This window comes from Pseudoclavibacter sp. RFBB5, assembly GCF_002931555.1.
In the GTDB taxonomy this organism is placed as follows: domain Bacteria; phylum Actinomycetota; class Actinomycetes; order Actinomycetales; family Microbacteriaceae; genus Pseudoclavibacter.
Window position 1 is genome coordinate 1,127,346 of the sequence record NZ_PSTZ01000007.1, and the last position, 15,703, is coordinate 1,143,048.

Consider the following 15,703-nt stretch of genomic DNA (forward strand, 5'->3'; position numbering starts at 1 on the left):
GCCGCGCCCGACTCAGACGCCCTGCTGTTGCTCATCCTGCGGCTTCGACCGCGCGGCCGCGATGATCTGCCTGGCCGCGACATCCGCACCCGCAAGCAGCGGCGACGGCTTGCCCGGGGTCGCCCCGATCGCGCTGCCAGGCTGCGTGCTGAGCGCCGGTATCCCGAGCACGACGACACGCTCGTCCACGGAGCCGTCGCCGCGCACGAGGTTGAGGCCTGGCGCGTGATCGTCCAGTACTGCCCCGGTCGCCTCCATGCTGTCCGTCTCCACGTCGACGCCGTCCCGCGAGCGCCGCGTGTGCACGCGGGCGCGCCCCGAGTCGAGCAGTGCTCGGAGCAGCGGGTCGTTGGTGGCGGGCACCTTGCCCTTGGACATGCGGGGCTCGATGAGCGCGCGGGCCCGGACGACGGCGCCGGTGATCGCCGAGCGGGCGACGAACTCGCCTGCTGCCTCGTCGAGGGAGACCTCGGTCTCGGGCCCGGTGAGGTGGAGGATCCCGGCGTCGATGAGCGAGAGGACCTCGCGGGTGCGCCCTGAGGGCGGGCCGGATGCGAGGAACAGGCCGTCGGCGTTGAACCACCCCTCGAAGTCCAGCACGGCGGATCGCCCTTCGAGGACGCCGGCGGCGGAGAGCCGTCCGGCCTGGCCTCGGAGCGCGCCCATCGCGCGGTTGACGGCGGCGCGCGGGTGCGTGTCCGGTGCGGACATGGAGCCGAGCTCCGCTTCGACGAGCTGCGCGACCTGCCGCGCCCACTGCTCTGGCGTGATCTGCTCGCCTCGCGTGGGCCGGCGGAGGGAGTCGATCGTGAAGGCGTGTGCGCCATCGTCGAGGTCCTGGTCGATGGATGCGGTGAGCACCTCGTCGAGAGCGGCGACGTCCTGCGCCCGGTCGAGTTCCTCGAGGGCGGCGTCCAGCGGCACCAGCATCGCTCCCGGGGCCCAGCCGGCGAGTGCCGTCAGGTACGCGACGGCGAACTCGCGGGCGATCGCGGGCCACACGTCTCGGGGGAAGTCGAGCGATGCCGGTTCCGCCGCGGCGAGCGCGTCGAACCAGGCACGGTCGGCGAGTCGGGCGGAGAAGGGTGTCGCTTCCGCCCAGCCGTCAGCCTTCGCACGGTACGGCACGCCGCGGCGCGAGCCTGCGTGCAGGATCGGCTCCCGGCCGGAGGGCAGGTAGCGCAGTCGGCCCCTCTCGTCGCCCGCGATGGGCTCGAACTGTCCGCCGCGGCCGGCCGTGAGCACGGCGACGACATCGAAGAAGTTCGCGCCGAGGCCGCGGACGATGACGTCCTCGCCCCCGGGCACGACCGCCCAGTCCTGCTCGGCTGGCATTCCCGGTGCGATGTAGACGAGGCCCCGCTCGCGAGCGGCTCGCTCGAATCGCTCCGTCTCCTCGCTCGGCAGCGCCTGCACCATGCCCTGGGCGAGCACCACGACCGACGCCGTCAGCTCGGTGCCGTCGGAGAGGACCACGGTGCGCGTTGCGGCACCGTCGCCACGCACATCCACGGCTGTCCCCTCGATGCGAGTGACGCTGACGTACCCGCTCGCTTCGGCGGCCTCCAGCTGCTCGCGGAAGTAGATGCCCTGCAGGCGTCTCGAAGGGAAGCTCCCGGGCCGGACGGCTCGGGCTTCGTCCAGGACCCACGGGGTGGGGTGCTCGCCGCGCTGCACGATCGCCTCCGCCCAGTCGACGAGGTCTGGGCCTGGCACCACGGGCCCGGACATCTTGGTCGACTCGTCGGCGTGGATGGTCGTCGAACCGGACGTCGTGTTGTTGAGGAACTCGGCCGGCTGGTCGATGCGCCAGGTCGCCCCGGCGCCGACGTCGATCGCGTCGACGATGGCCAGGTGGATGCGCGTCGCGGGCCGGCGAGCCGCCACCCGCAACGCCGTGGCGACGGCGCGCGGCCCTCCCCCGACGATGACGGCGTCGAACATCAGATGCGGTACTCCAGGTCGTCCTCGACGACGGGGCGCACCTCGACGAACCCTTCGCGCTCCTCGACCGTCACGCGCAGCCCGTAGACCTGCTTGAGGGTGTCCTCCTGCAGCGCCTCGGCTGGCGTGCCGCTCTTGATGATCGTGCCCTGGTCGAGCATGACGATCTGGTCGCAGAAGCGGCCGGCGTGGTTGAGGTCGTGGATGGCGATGAGCGCCGTGATGCCCTTCGTGCGTGTGATGCGGCGCACGATCTGCAGCGTCTCGATCTGGTAGCGCAGGTCGAGGGCGCTGGTCGGCTCGTCGAGCAGCAGCACCTTCGGGTCCTGCGCGAGCGCCCTGGCCACGAGCACGCGCTGCGCCTGCCCTCCGGACAGCTCCGACATGTTGCGGTCGACGAGCTCGTCGAGGTTGAGCAGCGTGATGGCGTCCTGCACGTGGCGCCAGTCCTCGGCACCGGGGGCCATCCCGTAGTGCGGGGTGCGGCCGAGGAGCACCGCCTCCCGCACGGTCAGATCGAACGGAGCCTCACCGGACTGCGGCACGTAGGCCACCGTCCGGGCGTGCTCGCGCCTCCCGAGGCTCAGCACATCCGTGCCGTCGAACGTGACGGTGCCCTCGCTGGGCTTGTGCACGCGGGCGATGACCTTCGTGAGCGTCGACTTGCCGGAGCCGTTGGGGCCGAGGAGCGCGCAGAACGTGCCGTCCTGCACCTCGAGGCTCACACCCTTCAGCACCTTGTGCTTGCCGTAGGCGAACTCGATGCCGTCGATCGTCAGGCTCATTTGAGGGCCGTCTTCCTCGTGAGGATGAGCTGGATGAAGATGGGCGCGCCGATGAAGGCGACGACGATGCCCACGGGGATGACGGCGGGCGCGAGGATCGTGCGCCCGACCGTGTCGGCGACGAGCAGCAGGAGACCACCGGTGACCACCGAGAACGGGATGAGGTAGCGGTGGTCCGCGCCGATGATGAGGCGCGCGATGTGCGGCCCGACGAGGCCCACGAAGCCGATGACGCCGCAGAAGCTCACGATGACCGCGGCGAGGACAACCGCCACGATGATGAGCCCCACGCGAAGCGCCTGCACGTTCACGCCGAGGCTCTTCGCGGCGTCGTCACCGGCGAAGGCGACGGCGTTGAGGTCCTTCGCGAACCACAGCACGAACGGGATCGTCGCGAGCACCAGGATCCCGACCGTCTGCACGTCCCCCCAGGTCGCGTCGTTCACCGAGCCGAAGGTCCATCGCACGATCGCCTGCAGCGTGTTCTCGTTGGCCGTGAACTGCAGGGCGGCGGTGAGCGCCTCGAAGAGCTGCGTGATGGCGATGCCGAGCAGCAGCAGGGTGGCGATCGCCATTCCCTTGGCGGATGCGAGGCCGAGCACGAGCGCAGACACGGCGAGGGAGACGACCAGCGCGCTCGCGATGATCGCCCACGACGGGAGGGTCGTGCCGCCCGCGATGGTGATCGCGAGGGCTGCGCCGAACGCGGCCGCGGGCGAGACGCCGAGGGTGAAGGGGCTGACCAGGGGGTTGCGCAGCAGCCCCTGCATGAGCACGCCGGACAGCGAGAGTCCCGCGCCGGCGGCGAAGGCCAGCAGCACACGCGGCAGGCGCAGCTCCGTCACGATCGAGAACTTCTGGGCGAAGTCGTTCTCGAGCGTGCCGCCGAAGATCGACAGCATGACCGCGGCCCAGACGTCCCCGAACGTGACGCCCGCCGTGCCGATCGTGACGGCGGCGATGATCGCGAGCGCGCTCACGATGAGGCCGCCGACGATCGCGAGCCGTTTGACGTTGGCGCGCTTGCGCTCGCTCGACGCGACCGCGTTCTGCTCGCCGGCCGAGCCCGTGCCGGCCTCTGGTGTCGCGACCGTCACTACGCGCCCGCCTGGTACTGCTGGATGTACTCGCTTGCACCGGGGAAGTCGGTGTCCTGGAAGTCGACGACCCAGCGCTCGAGGAACTCGTCAGGGTTGACGTCGGAGAACTCCTCCGGGTGCAGCCACTTCGCCAGGTAGAGGGCGCCGATGGACTTCGCGACGGCGCTGGTCGCCCATCCGTTCGCGAGGTACACCTCACCGTTCTTGATGGCGTCGACGTTCGACCAGCCCGGGCGGGCCGTGATCTCCGCGCCGAGCGAGTCGAAGCGCTCCTGGCCTGTCGGCGTGGCGCTTGGTTCGAACTCGTGCACGATGACGGCGGGGTTGCGGGTGACGACCTCGGCGGGGTCGACCGTGATCTCCTCCTGCTCGTCACCGCCGCCCGCGGCGTTCTCGAACACGTTGGTGCCGCCGGCCGCCTCGATGATCGCGTGGAAGCCGGAGCCGGGGAGCACCGTCAGGTACGGGTCGACCGTCTCCCAGTACACGGGCACGGGCTCGACGCCCTCGGTGCGCTCCGCGACGACGTCGAGGATCTCGCTCGAGAAGTCGGTGACCGCCTGCGCGCCCTCTTCCTTCTGGAAGACCTGTCCGAGGAGGCTCACGGTCTCGTCGAAGACCGCGTAGTCCCACGCGGTCGCGACGACGACGGGGATGTCGAACGACTCGAGCTGCTCTGCAGCCTCACGCCAGACGGCGTTGCGGGGCATGATGACGACGTCGGGGTCGAGTTCGGCGACCGCCTCGTAGTTGATCTGGTCGAGGCCCTCGGCGATGACGTCTGCCTCGTCGACCGGCAGGTACGGGAGGCGGTTGATGGAGGCGCGGTCGACGCCGACGACCGTGTCGCCCGCGCCGATCGCACGCACGAACTCGTTGCCGTAGCTGTTGAGCACGACCGCGCGCTCGACGGGTCCGTCGATGGTGACCTCGCGGTCCTGGTCGTCGATGACGGTGATCGTCTCGGCGTCGGCCCCGCCCTCGGGGGTGACGGTGCCGCAGCCGGTGAGCAGCAGCGTGCTGGCGACGAGGGCCGCGATGGCGGCGGGAAGTCGACGTGCGATGGGCATAGGGGAACCTCTCGGTGGCTGGGGGTGCAGAAGAAGGTGCGAGAAAGCGGGCCGGGATGCTCAGCTGGCGGACGCGGCGGACGCGGGCCAGTTGGGCTCGCCGAGGCTGAGCATGAGGCGGTTCGCCCACGCGAAGAACGCGGTCGACCCGACGAGGTCGAACAGCTCGGCGTCGTCGAGGCCGAGATCACGGAGCTCCTCGATCTGGCTGGGCGTCGCACTCGGGCGCAGGGTCGAGAGGCTGGCCGCGAAGCGGATGATGGCGGACCAGCGTGCATCCTGCTTCGCACTCAGCGCCTCGAGCGCGGTCGGCTGCCAGTTCGCGTCCCTCGGCAGGCTCGCGTCGATGACCCGCTGGACGTCGTCGTGACGCTTCGACTGGAACGTCGCCTTCCGCGAATGCACGGACGCGCAGTAGATGCAGTCGTTGACCTTGCTGGCGACCGCCGCCGCGAGCTCGCGCTCGGCACGCGGCAGTCCGTCCTTGCTCAGGAAGACGGCGTTGTCGATCGCGCTGCGCGCCTTCAGCACGGCGGGAACGCGGGACAGGAGCCTGAAGTAGACGCTGTTGGTGGTGGCCTTCGCGGCGAAGGAATCGACCTGCTCGGGAGTGAGCTCGTCCTCCGGGGGAGCGGCGATCCACGGCGACCACTCGAGCTGCTCTTGGGTGTACGCGGTCGGCTTCTGCAGGCCGGAGATCGTGCGTCCGCTCAGGTCCTTCGAGCGGCCGGCCGCGACCGTCGAGCGCGCAGGCGCATCCACCCGCTCCGGCGACCGGCCTGCGAGGAGCGCGTCGCCGTCGAGCATGCGCGCGAGGTAGCTCTCGAACGCGACGAGCTCGCTCAGGAGCACGATCTCGTCAGGGGTGATGCCGGTGAGCGGCAGCACGTGCTGGTCCTCGTGGGTCGCGAGCGCCGGCGACACCGTGATGAGGTCGACGTGCTCGACAAGCGCACGGAGCTTCGGGTCGGCGGGCAGCTCGTCGCCGACGAGGCGTGCGTCCGCGCCCTGCGCGAGGTGCCACTCCGCGAGCTGGGCGTTGCCCTGCCAGCGGGCCACCGTGCGGGCGAACCCGTGCAGAAGCGTGGCTTCGAGCGCCTGTGGTGCCTCGTAGAGCGCCGAGCAGGCGGCGAGCGTCTGCTCGATGACCTCGGGCTTGGCTGCCGTCAGCGAGGCGATCGACTCGGGAACCGTCGGGGAGATGCGCACGTGGGGGTCCTCAGCAGTGGAGTTCGGGGGAGATCAGATACCAAACTGCCACCACCGGCGGGGCCCCGTGCAATTGCGTTACCCCGCATGAACTCGACGGCACCCGACCGGGACACCGGTCCCGCATCGCTCGCGCTCGGTCAGGCGGTGCCGAGATCCGGGCGAGTCAGATCCGACTGCCGGGGTCCGGTCAAGGAGGCCGTGCGCGGGATGAGCTCGATGTCCGGCACCGGGTCGAGCGTCAGGCGCGCGTGCGTCTCCACGTCGAAGCGCTGCTTCCCGTAGCGCAGCTTCTGTCGTTCGATGCCCTCCGGCCGGAAGCCAGCGCGGCTCGCGACGCGGCACGAGGCTGCATTGCCCGTCCGGTGCCCGAGCTCGAGGCGGAAGAGGCCGAGTTCCGTGAACGCCAGGTCGGCGATCGTCGCGAGGCCCCGCGTGGCGAGGCCCCTCCCCCGCGCCCCCTTCGCAAGCCAGTAGTAGGCCCAGCCCGTCTGGTGCACGTGCTCGATGTTGCTGAGCCCCACGTTGCCGACGGCGATGCCGTCGACGATGATCGCCAAGTCGTGCTTCGCCGTGCCGGAGACGAGGTGCTGTGCCATGTACGAGACGAAGTCGAGTTCCGTCGAAGGCACCCCTCCCGGGAATTGCGCTGCGAGGTCCGGCGACGTCCGCATCGCGTTCGCAAGGGCGGGGGCATCGTCGGCCACCCATGGTCGGAGGTGTGCATCCACCCCCGCAGTGTCGCATCTGCACATGTGCTCACACGGAGACGACGCGCGGGAACGCGGAGGACGACGTAACATGTACAGGCTTCGGAGCCGGTGGGGGAACATCAGCGTCGGTCTGCGAGACCTCCGGAGCTCGCTCACTTCGCCAGATCGGACGACTTCATGACCTCAGAAACGCTCAAGCCTGCCCCGCGGCGGCTGAACCACGGGCTCCAGCGGATGCTCGGCCGCGACACTCACGAGCAGGGACGCGCCGCGACGCCGCTCGAGCTGCTCTACGACCTCGCGTTCGCCGCGTCGTTCGCCGCCGCCGGGAATCTTTTCGCCCACGGCATCGCGGAAGGCCACACGGTGCCCGCGATCATCGGCTTCGGCTTCGCGATGTTCTCGCTGGTGTGGGCGTGGATCAACTTCTCCTGGTTCGCCTCGGCCTTCGACACCGACGACTGGCTCTTCCGGCTGCTGACGATGGTGCAGATGGCGGGCGTGGTCATCCTCGCCCTCGGCCTCCCGGCCATGTTCGAGTCCATCGACCACGGTGAGGTGCTCGACAACCGCGTCATGATCGCAGGCTACGTGGTCATGCGCGTCGCGCTCGTCTGCCAGTGGCTCCGCGCGGCCCGGAGCGGCTCGCAGTACCGGACGACGGCCATGACGTACGCGGTCTTCGTCTCCGTCGCGCAGATCCTCTGGATCGTCATCGCGATCCTCCCGCTCACGCTCGTCTTCGCACTGCTGGGCGGACTCGTCGCGCTCCTCGTCGAGATCGCTGGCCCTCTCGTCGCCGAAAGCCGCGGCGCCAAGAACGGCACGGCAACGCCCTGGCACGCACACCACATCGCCGAACGCTACTCGCTGCTCGCGATCATCGCGCTCGGAGAAGGGGTCTTCGGCACGATCGCCGCCGTCACGACCGTCACGACCGAGTACGGCTGGAGCTTCGACGCGATCGTGCTCGTCGTCGTCGGCATGGTGCTCATCTTCGGCATGTGGTGGGTGTACTTCATGGTGCCAGCGGCCGAGGTGCTGCACGTCCACCGCGAGCGCTCGTTCCCGTGGGGCTACGGCCACTTCTTCATCTTCGCGTCGATCGCCGCGACCGGAGCTGGTCTCCACATCGTGGCGTACACGTTCGACGAGCACTACCACGTGAGCGACGTCACGGCGGTGCTCGCCGTCGCGATCCCCGTGCTGATCTTCCTGCTCACGGTGTTCACGCTCTACTCGTACCTGCTGCGCACGATCGACGCGTTCCACGCGCTGCTCGCGCTCGCATCCGTCGCCGTGCTCGCTGCCAGTGTCGTCATGGCCGCCAACGGCGCCAGCATCTCGGTCAGCCTGCTCGTCGGGATGCTCGCACCCGTCGTCGTCGTGATCGGCTACGAGTCGGTGGGGCACCGCCACGCCGCGGCGCACCTCGACCGCATCGAGCAGGACGCGCCCGCACCCCACTAGCTCCGCCGCGGGCTGCCGCCGCGTCTCCACCCACCTCGCGCGCGTCTCTGGATGGGTTTCTCGCTTCGGGATGGGAAACAAACCATCCGGAAGCGAGAAACCCATCCCGAGTCTGCTGGCGCCCGGGCCGAGACTGGCGGCGGCTCGGGCGAGCCCGCCCTCCTACCTGACGCGGCGGCGCCAGGCTCCGGTCGCGTACAGCGACCAGGCGATGAGCACGGGCTGGAAGAAGAGGCGAAGGAAGCGCTTCTTGTCGGTGTCGAGCCCGAACGCGTCCCGGCGGTGCACGAACTGCGCGAGGTTGCCGGGGAACACGGCCGCGAAGAACGCCGCGGCCACCCAGCCGACGGTCGGCCGCTGGGATCGACGGGCGAAGAGCAGCGACAGGCCAAGCGCGATCTCGGCGACTCCGGATGCGAGCACCACCTGGTCGGTCGTCAGGGGCGCGTATCTGGTCACCGACTTCGGCACCTGTGCCTTGAACTCATCCCGCGCGACGGTCAGGTGCGTGACCCCCGCGAAGACGAGGAAGCCGCCGAGGAGCACGCGCTTGACGGTCCGAAGCCGCGAGGTGGGTGCCTCGTCGGCGAGGCGGATATCCGTGCTCTTGATCGCCATGATCGTCACGCCTTCCGGGCCGTCTTGCCGAACCGGAATGCCATCACGAGCTGCGTGATGCCGCCGATGATGAGGATGAACGCGACGATCCAGAGCATCACGACGACGATCCCAGCCGGCCACAGCAGGATCAGCAGACCTGCGACGATGCTGAGCGCGCCCGAGATGATCGCGAACCAGCGCGACTGGTCGGGGGACGCATCCGCGAGCGATGCGATGCCCTCGATGATCCAGGTGATGGCGATGAGGATGCCGAGCGCGTCGATGAGCGCCGCGGGCTGCACGAGCGCGAGGATTCCACCGGCGATCAGCAGCAGGCCGACCACCGCGTTGAAGACGCGCCACCCGGTGGGGAGCCCCTTGGAGACGATGGCGCGCACGAGGCGCAACACGCCGGTGAACACGAAGAAGATGCCGAAGACCCACGCGATGGCGGTGAGCGCCTTCTCGGGGAAAGCCAACGCGACGATGCCAAGGATGAGTGCGACTGCGCCGGCGATGCCGAAGATCCAGCGCAGCGTCGTCACCTGCTTCGGGCTCAGGAGCGTCGGGTTGAGGTTGAAACGCACGATGGGGGTGGACTGGCTCACTGCGGACTCCTTCAGTGGGGGATGCGCCGCGCGCGGCGTCGACGCCCCTCGTCCGGAGAGCGAGGGGTTGCCGTCATCCTAGTGACGAAGCGCGCGTCGCAGGCCCACCGACGGCGTGGGCTCTTCGCCCATCCTCCGACCGTCCCTGAGGGTGATGACGGCGTCTGCCGCCGAGATCTCGTGGGCGTCGTGACTCGCGACGACGATCGTCCTGCCGCGTGCCGCGAGTGCGGCGAGGCAGGTTGCGATGCGCTCGTTCGATTCGGCGTCGACGCCTGCCGTCGGCTCGTCGAGGAGGAGCAGCTCGGTGTCCTGCGCGATGCCCTGCGCGATGAGCGTGCGCTGCCGTTGGCCGCCGGAGAGCTCGCCGAGGAGCCGTCCGCGCAGAGGGCCGAGGCCGAGTTGCTCGATGGCTTCGCGCACGTGCTGGGCGTCGGAGCTCCGGCGCCCATCCGCGTGCGCTCGACGGCGCAGGCGGATGCCGGTTCGTGCTCGCTCGGCCCACCTGCCCATCGCGACCGCGGCCCCGACGGTCATCGGGAAGGCCTCTGGGAGTCGGGCGTGCTGCGGCACGAAGGCGATCCGCCCAGGGGATGCGTCGAAGTCGTGCCATTCGAGTGACCCGGAGGTGAGCGGCGTGGTCCCGGCGAGCACGCCGAGCAGCGTGCTCTTGCCTGAGCCGTTGTGCCCGACGACGACCGTGATCGCGGCGCGGGCGATCTCGAGCGAGACGCCCGCGAGCGCCTCGTGGGAGTCGTAGCGGACAGTTGCGTTCGCGAGTGTGGTGAGGGCGGCCATGCTCGAACCCTATCGGTAATGAGAAGCGTTTTCATTATGCTACGGTCCTTCCTCGTGCCCTTCCTCACCGATCCCCTCGAAGCGAGCTTCTTCGCCAGAGCCCTCATCGGCGGCTCCCTCGCCGCCGTCCTGTGCGCCTGCGTCGGCACCTGGGTCGTGCTGCGCGGCATGGCCTTCCTCGGCGAGGCGCTGGCCCACGGCATCCTGCCCGGCGTCGCACTCTCTGTGCTCCTCGGCTTCCCGCCCGTCGCCGGCGCCGCAGCCTCTGCCGCCGTCATGGCTGTCGGCGTGCGCACCCTGACGAAGCGCACCCGCCTCTCGAACGACACCGCCATCGGCATCCTCTTCGTCGGGATGCTCGCGCTCGGCATCGCGATCGTCTCGAGATCGGGGAGCTTCGCGGTCGACGTCACGGCCATGCTGTTCGGCGACGTGCTGGCCATCGGACCGGCAGAGCTCTGGCTCATCGGCGCATCCCTCGTGCTCGCGGTCGCCGGACTCGCCTTCTTCCACCGCGGGTTCACGGCACTCGCCTTCGACGAGCGCAAGGCCTTCACCCTCGGCCTGCGCCCGGAGCGCGCGAGCCTCGCCCTCATCGCGCTCGTCGCGCTCGCCGTCATCGCGTCGTATCAGGCCATCGGCACCCTGCTCGTGACGGCGCTCCTCCTGGCTCCCCCTGCCGCCGCATCCCTCACACGCAAGAGCGTCGTCGGCATCATGGCGCTCGGCAGCGCCATCGGCGTCGCCGCTGTGGTGGTCGGCCTCTACGCCTCCTGGCACCTCGCGATCGCCGCCGGCCCCGCCATCGCGCTCGCCGCCGTGCTGTCCGTCGCCGTCGGCGCGCTCGTGCGTCCGGCCCGGCTCCGCGGCGCGCGCGCCCGCACCTCCTCCGCATCCACCGCTCCAGCAGAAAGCGTCACGTCTTGCCCCGCACACCCGTAACCCTCCCCCTCTCCCCCGCATCCGTTCGTCGACACCCCCTCGTCGCCACCCTGGCGGCGGTCGGGATGCTCACCCTCGCCGGGTGCACCTCCCCCGTTCCCGAGGATGCGGCGCCCGCCGGAAGCGCTGCGCCCGAGGAGCAGCCGCACGGCTTCGTCGCCGGCGCCGAGGAGCTCACGGAAGCCCAGTCGAGCATCGCAAGCATCGGAGCGGACGGCTCCGTGAACGTGCTCAACCTCCTGACTGGCGAGAGCTCGACGCTCGACTCCGTCGCCAACCCTGTCTGGGCGGCGAGCGATGGGCGATTCGTCTTCACGGGGTCCGGAGCTGACGGCTACGGCACCACGCAGGTGATCGACACGGGTGTGTGGACGGTGCCGCACGGCGACCACGTGCACTACTACCGCACGGCTCCGGGCATCACCGGGGAGCTCGCGGAGGCGGGACCCGCCCGCGTCTCCTCGGACGAGGCCGTCGCAGCCCTCAGCTTCGAGGACTCCGGGACCACCGTCATCCTCGATCGTCACGCACTCGGACAGGGCGAGGTGGTCGAGCTCGCCCGAGTCGAGTCCACCGCCCACGGTGCGGCCGCAGCCCCGGTCGGCGATGCGGTCGTCGCCAGCAGCGTCGAGTCGCCAGGCGGAGCGCCGACGCTGGGCGCCTATTCGCTCGACGGTCAGGACCTGGGCGTCGACGTCGAATGCCCGGGACTGGGCGACGTCCAGCAGACGAGCCTCGGTGCGACCTTCGCGTGCTCCGACGGCCTCGTGTTCGCAGCTGCCGCGGAGGCAGGCGCCGAGTCCGCGGCCCCCGCCCTCACCAAGGTCGCCTATCCGGCGGTCAGCAGCACGACAGCCCAGGGCGCTGCACCCGTCGGCCCGGCGAGCTCGCTCGAGAACCGCCCGCACCGGCCCGCCGTCGCAGGCCCGGCCGGGGACGCAGGCATCTGGCTCGCCTCGTCCAGAACGCAGGAGCTGAGCTTCATCCCCACTGCGGACCCGATCCTCACCGCCGTGGCAGTCGCCGACGACAGCAGCCGCATCGTCGCTGTCGACCGCCAAGGCACGCTGCTGGTCATCGACGGGGAGACCGGTGAGGTGACCGGCACACAGACCGGGCTCATCGGCACCCCGGACTCCGCCGCGAGCGTCCACCTCTCCGTCGACACGAGCCGCGCCTACGTGAGCACTCCAGCCTCCACCGACCTGCACGAGATCGACTACAAGGACGGCGCCCGCATCGCCCGCACCCTCGACCTCTCCTCCCCTCCGGCCTTCGCCTTCGAGACGGGGAACTGACCATGACCAGCCGCACCCAGCCCCCGACCGTCCGGACGATCGCCGCCGCATTCGCCGCCGTGACCATCACGGCGAGTCTCGCGTCCTGCAGCGCGACGGGAACCGACGACCGGCCCGAGATCGTCGTGACCACGAACATCCTCGGCGACGTCGTGACCGAGCTCGTCGGCGACCAGGCCACCGTCACGACCCTCATGAGACCCGGCGCCGACCCGCACTCCTTCAGCCTCTCCGCGCAGGAGGCCGCCTCCATCGAGAACGCCGACCTCGTCGTCTCCAACGGGCTCGGCCTGGAGGAGGGAGTCGCGCAGCACCTCACGCAGGTCGACGCGGCGGGCATCCCCCACTTCGTCGCGAGCGACGCCTTCGAGCCACTCGCCTACACGGAAGGGGACGCGGAAGGCATGGACGACCCTCACTTCTGGACCGACCCGGCCAGGATGTCGGCGGTCGTCGACGCCCTGAGACGACAGCTCTCGACGGACGTCGACGGCCTCGACCAGGCGGCGCTCGATGCCTCGGTCGCCGACTACTCCGGTCAGCTCGACGAACTCGACACGTGGATGCAGGCCCAGTTCGACACCATCCCGAGCGCGTCGAAGAGCCTCGTCACCAACCACCACGTCTTCGGCTACCTGGCAGACCGGTTCGGCTTCACCATCGTGGGCACCGTCATCCCCGGTGGGACGACGCTGGCCGCGCCGAGCGCCGCCGACTTCGCCGAGCTCAGCGCGGACATCACGACCGCCGGCGTCTCCACGATCTTCGCCGATGCATCGAGCCCGGACGACCTCGCCCGCGCCCTCGCGAACGAGGCTGGCATCGACGTGCGCGTCGAGCCGCTGTTCACGGAATCGCTCACCCCGGCGGGCGGCGGTGCCGAGAGCTACCTCGAGATGATGCGCGCCAACACGGAGCGCATCACCTCAGGCCTCGCGCCCTGATGCTCCGACCAGCCCCGACCACGATCCCCCATCCCAGAAGCAAGTCCGCACACAGAAAGGTCTCCATGACCAACGCATCACCATCGAAGACGCGCGGCGCCATCGCCGTCACCGCCCTCGGCATCCTCGCCCTGACCGGCTGCGCGCAGACCACCCCGGCCGCCCCCGGTGAAGCGGCGGCAACCCCCGGGTCCGCCTCCGCACCTGCATCCGAGACGGTCACACTCACCTACGACGGCGGACTCGTCGTTCTCGACGCTGCGACCCTCGAGGTGGTCGGCGACGTGCCCATCGAGGGATTCACGCGCGTCAACCCCGTCGGCGACGGCCAGAACGTGCTGGTGACGACCGAGACCGGATTCCAGGTGCTCGACACCCAGCAGCCGGCCCTGACCGGCCTCACGTTCGAGGGCTCCAAGGCCGGCCACGCCGTGCCGCACGCCGGCAAGACCGTGCTGTTCTTCGACGGCACCGGCGACTCCGTCATCTTCGACACGGATGCGCTCCTCGCCGACAACACGACGCTGCCGGAGACGACGACGGTCGAGAGCGACGCCGCTCACCACGGGGTGTCGATCGAGCTCTCCGACGGCACGTTCGTGACCACGCTCAGCGACCGCACCGGCATCGTCGCGACCGACGCCGACGGCAACGAGGTCGCCCGCTCGACCGAGTGCCCCGGCGTGCACGGCGAGGGCACCGTGAAGGATGAGGTCGTCATCGTGGGGTGCGAGAACGGCGCACTCGCCTACGCGAACGGCGAGATCACCAAGCTCTCGTCACCGGACGACTTCGGTCGAATCGGCAACATGTTCACGACCGAGGAATCGGCCATCGCGCTCGGCGACTACAAGTCGGATCCGGACGCCGAGGGCTACCTCCTCCAGGCCTTCAGCCTCGTCGACACGGCGGCCGGCACCATCTCGGTGCACGAGCTCCCCGAGGGTGTCGGCTACACCTTCCGCGACCTCGGTCGCGGCTCGGACAACGAGGCGATCATCCTCGGCTCCGATGGCTCGCTGCACCTCTTCTCTGAGGCGGACGGCTCGCTCATCACCTCGATCCCGGTCATCGACGCGTGGGAGGGGCCGGCCGAGTGGCAGGATGCCCACCCCGCGCTGAAGGTGCAGGACGGCATCGCGTACGTCACCGACCCGGCGACCAGCAGCATCCACGCGGTCGACCTCGAGACCGAGGAGATCACCACCTCGGAGACGCTCCCCGGTGTGCCGAACGAGATCGCGCTGAGCTAGAGCGGCCACCCTCAGGATTCCGCGGCTCGGCAGTACCGCACGAGCCTGAGCGAAACCCGGGGCGCATGGGGAGCACTCCCCATGCGCCCCGCAAGCGAACGGCAATATGATTCCGAACAGCGAGGCCCTCAGCCCCGCGATTGCAGGCATCGTGCTTCAGTGAAGCAGACGACAAGGAGAATGAGCATGCGCAGCGAGCTATTCGCGGAAGCGAACCGGGAGAGCCAGAGCACCGAGCGTTGGGTGCTGCAGTCGAAGAAGATGCTGCGCGTCGGCTTCGGCCCAGAGGTCCTCGCGGCCAAGGGCGCCATGGTCGCCTACCAGGGCCAGTTCGACTTCAAGCACGAGGGCTCCGGCGGCCTCGGCAAGTTCATGAAGAAGATGGTCTCGGGCGAGGGCGGCTCGCTCATGCGCGTCGGCGGCCAGGGTGAGGTCTTCTTCGCCCGCCAGGGCGCGGACGTCTTCACGCTCACGCTCGAGGGCGAGGGCATCACCATCAACACGTCCAACCTCCTCGCCTTCGACGCGAACCTGCAGTGGGACATCAAGATGCTCGCGAACGCGGGCATGATGACGGGCGGCCTCTTCAACCTCGAGGTCGGCGGACACGGCACCGTCGCCGTCTCGAGCGACGGCCCGCCCATGGTCCTCGACTGCTCCGTGCAGCCCACCTTCGTCGACCCGCAGGCGGCGATCTGCTGGTCGCAGAACCTGCAGCCGACCATCAAGAACGACTTCAAGATGGGCTCGCTCATCGGCCGCGGCTCGGGCGAGTCGTTCCAGCTGGCATTCCACGGGCCCGGGTTCGTCGTCGTGCAGCCGAGCGAGGGCGTGCCGATCGTCGCCACCGCCTGAGGAGACCGGGCAGGTTCGGCGCTGAAGGGCGGCACCGAGTTCGTCGTCGACGTCGGTTCAAGCGCACTGAGCTGAACGACGCGGCAGCATGACGGAGGCGGGTGGTGGATCGAG

General features: G+C 69.8%; 15 protein-coding genes. 6 read left to right on the plus strand and 9 right to left on the minus strand.

The genetic code is table 11. The features are described from left to right. Positions 1 to 12: 12 nt before the first annotated feature. From C5B97_RS13240 to C5B97_RS13265, 6 genes are all read right to left on the minus strand, one after another. Positions 13 to 1,944, minus strand: a complete 1,932-nt coding sequence (locus C5B97_RS13240; RefSeq protein WP_104312451.1) for an FAD/NAD(P)-binding protein — start codon at positions 1,942 to 1,944, stop codon at positions 13 to 15. After that, on the minus strand, positions 1,944 to 2,729 hold the full coding sequence (locus tag C5B97_RS13245; RefSeq protein ID WP_104253794.1) for an ABC transporter ATP-binding protein: 786 nt from the start codon (positions 2,727 to 2,729) through the stop codon (positions 1,944 to 1,946). The genes C5B97_RS13240 and C5B97_RS13245 overlap by 1 nt, the downstream gene beginning before the upstream one ends. After that, positions 2,726 to 3,826 (minus strand): iron ABC transporter permease, encoded by a 1,101-nt coding sequence (locus C5B97_RS13250; RefSeq protein WP_104312452.1) that lies wholly within the window; start codon positions 3,824 to 3,826, stop codon positions 2,726 to 2,728. Before C5B97_RS13250 ends, C5B97_RS13245 begins: the two co-directional genes overlap by 4 nt. Beyond that, positions 3,826 to 4,899 (minus strand): ABC transporter substrate-binding protein, encoded by a 1,074-nt coding sequence (locus C5B97_RS13255; protein WP_104312453.1) that lies wholly within the window; start codon positions 4,897 to 4,899, stop codon positions 3,826 to 3,828. The genes C5B97_RS13250 and C5B97_RS13255 overlap by 1 nt, the downstream gene beginning before the upstream one ends. Positions 4,900 to 4,959: 60 nt before the next feature. After that, positions 4,960 to 6,108: a peroxidase-related enzyme gene (locus C5B97_RS13260; RefSeq protein WP_104312454.1), complete on the minus strand. Its 1,149-nt coding sequence runs from the start codon at positions 6,106 to 6,108 to the stop codon at positions 4,960 to 4,962. 140 nt (positions 6,109 to 6,248) lie between these two features. Then, positions 6,249 to 6,839 carry a GNAT family N-acetyltransferase gene (locus tag C5B97_RS13265; RefSeq protein WP_104312455.1) on the minus strand — a complete coding sequence of 197 codons (591 nt, stop codon included), beginning with the start codon at positions 6,837 to 6,839 and terminating at the stop codon, positions 6,249 to 6,251. A gap of 159 nt (positions 6,840 to 6,998) precedes the next feature. Between C5B97_RS13265 and C5B97_RS13270 the strand changes: the two genes are divergently transcribed. Further along, positions 6,999 to 8,291, plus strand: coding sequence for a low temperature requirement protein A (locus C5B97_RS13270; protein WP_219819801.1), 1,293 nt, complete (start codon positions 6,999 to 7,001; stop codon positions 8,289 to 8,291). Positions 8,292 to 8,453: 162 nt separating this feature from the next. On the opposite strand, the gene C5B97_RS13275 is transcribed toward C5B97_RS13270, so the two are convergent. The 3 genes from C5B97_RS13275 to C5B97_RS13285 form a co-directional block, all read right to left on the minus strand. Further along, positions 8,454 to 8,909, minus strand: a complete 456-nt coding sequence (locus C5B97_RS13275) for a hypothetical protein (protein ID WP_104312628.1) — start codon at positions 8,907 to 8,909, stop codon at positions 8,454 to 8,456. A gap of 5 nt (positions 8,910 to 8,914) precedes the next feature. Next, entirely contained in the window at positions 8,915 to 9,499 is a 585-nt protein-coding gene (locus C5B97_RS13280; RefSeq protein ID WP_181027008.1) for an HdeD family acid-resistance protein, read from the minus strand. Positions 9,500 to 9,577: 78 nt separating this feature from the next. Further along, positions 9,578 to 10,297, minus strand: coding sequence for a metal ABC transporter ATP-binding protein (locus tag C5B97_RS13285; RefSeq protein ID WP_104312458.1), 720 nt, complete (start codon positions 10,295 to 10,297; stop codon positions 9,578 to 9,580). A 54-nt stretch (positions 10,298 to 10,351) separates the two neighbouring features. Between C5B97_RS13285 and aztB the strand changes: the two genes are divergently transcribed. The 5 genes from aztB to C5B97_RS13310 all read left to right on the plus strand — a co-directional run bounded on the left by aztB (position 10,352) and on the right by C5B97_RS13310 (position 15,589). Beyond that, complete coding sequence (gene aztB / locus C5B97_RS13290) at positions 10,352 to 11,239, plus strand: zinc ABC transporter permease AztB (protein WP_258068240.1); 888 nt, start codon at positions 10,352 to 10,354, stop codon at positions 11,237 to 11,239. Beyond that, the gene (locus C5B97_RS13295) at positions 11,221 to 12,537 is read left to right on the plus strand and encodes a hypothetical protein (RefSeq protein ID WP_146080818.1); all 1,317 of its coding nucleotides are present in this window, start codon (positions 11,221 to 11,223) and stop codon (positions 12,535 to 12,537) included. The genes aztB and C5B97_RS13295 overlap by 19 nt, the downstream gene beginning before the upstream one ends. A 2-nt stretch (positions 12,538 to 12,539) precedes the next feature. Next, positions 12,540 to 13,481, plus strand: coding sequence for a zinc ABC transporter substrate-binding protein AztC (aztC, locus tag C5B97_RS13300; protein ID WP_104312461.1), 942 nt, complete (start codon positions 12,540 to 12,542; stop codon positions 13,479 to 13,481). A gap of 65 nt (positions 13,482 to 13,546) precedes the next feature. Next, positions 13,547 to 14,734 carry a zinc metallochaperone AztD gene (gene aztD / locus C5B97_RS13305; protein WP_104312462.1) on the plus strand — a complete coding sequence of 396 codons (1,188 nt, stop codon included), beginning with the start codon at positions 13,547 to 13,549 and terminating at the stop codon, positions 14,732 to 14,734. Between the two features lie 186 nt (positions 14,735 to 14,920). After that, positions 14,921 to 15,589, plus strand: a complete 669-nt coding sequence (locus C5B97_RS13310) for an AIM24 family protein (protein ID WP_104312463.1) — start codon at positions 14,921 to 14,923, stop codon at positions 15,587 to 15,589. The last annotated feature ends 114 nt before the right edge of the window (positions 15,590 to 15,703 follow it).

What these genes read in the sequence shown, in the direction of transcription:
- C5B97_RS13240 (WP_104312451.1), bottom strand. Translation starts at nt 1,944, where the DNA reads ATGTTCGACGCCGTCATCGTCGGGGGAGGGCCGCGCGCCGTCGCCACG.
- C5B97_RS13245 (WP_104253794.1), bottom strand. Translation starts at nt 2,729, where the DNA reads ATGAGCCTGACGATCGACGGCATCGAGTTCGCCTACGGCAAGCACAAG.
- C5B97_RS13255 (WP_104312453.1), bottom strand. Translation starts at nt 4,899, where the DNA reads ATGCCCATCGCACGTCGACTTCCCGCCGCCATCGCGGCCCTCGTCGCC.
- C5B97_RS13270 (WP_219819801.1), top strand. Translation starts at nt 6,999, where the DNA reads ATGACCTCAGAAACGCTCAAGCCTGCCCCGCGGCGGCTGAACCACGGG.
- C5B97_RS13275 (WP_104312628.1), bottom strand. Translation starts at nt 8,909, where the DNA reads ATGGCGATCAAGAGCACGGATATCCGCCTCGCCGACGAGGCACCCACC.
- C5B97_RS13285 (WP_104312458.1), bottom strand. Translation starts at nt 10,297, where the DNA reads ATGGCCGCCCTCACCACACTCGCGAACGCAACTGTCCGCTACGACTCC.
- aztC (WP_104312461.1), top strand. Translation starts at nt 12,540, where the DNA reads ATGACCAGCCGCACCCAGCCCCCGACCGTCCGGACGATCGCCGCCGCA.
- aztD (WP_104312462.1), top strand. Translation starts at nt 13,547, where the DNA reads ATGACCAACGCATCACCATCGAAGACGCGCGGCGCCATCGCCGTCACC.
- C5B97_RS13310 (WP_104312463.1), top strand. Translation starts at nt 14,921, where the DNA reads ATGCGCAGCGAGCTATTCGCGGAAGCGAACCGGGAGAGCCAGAGCACC.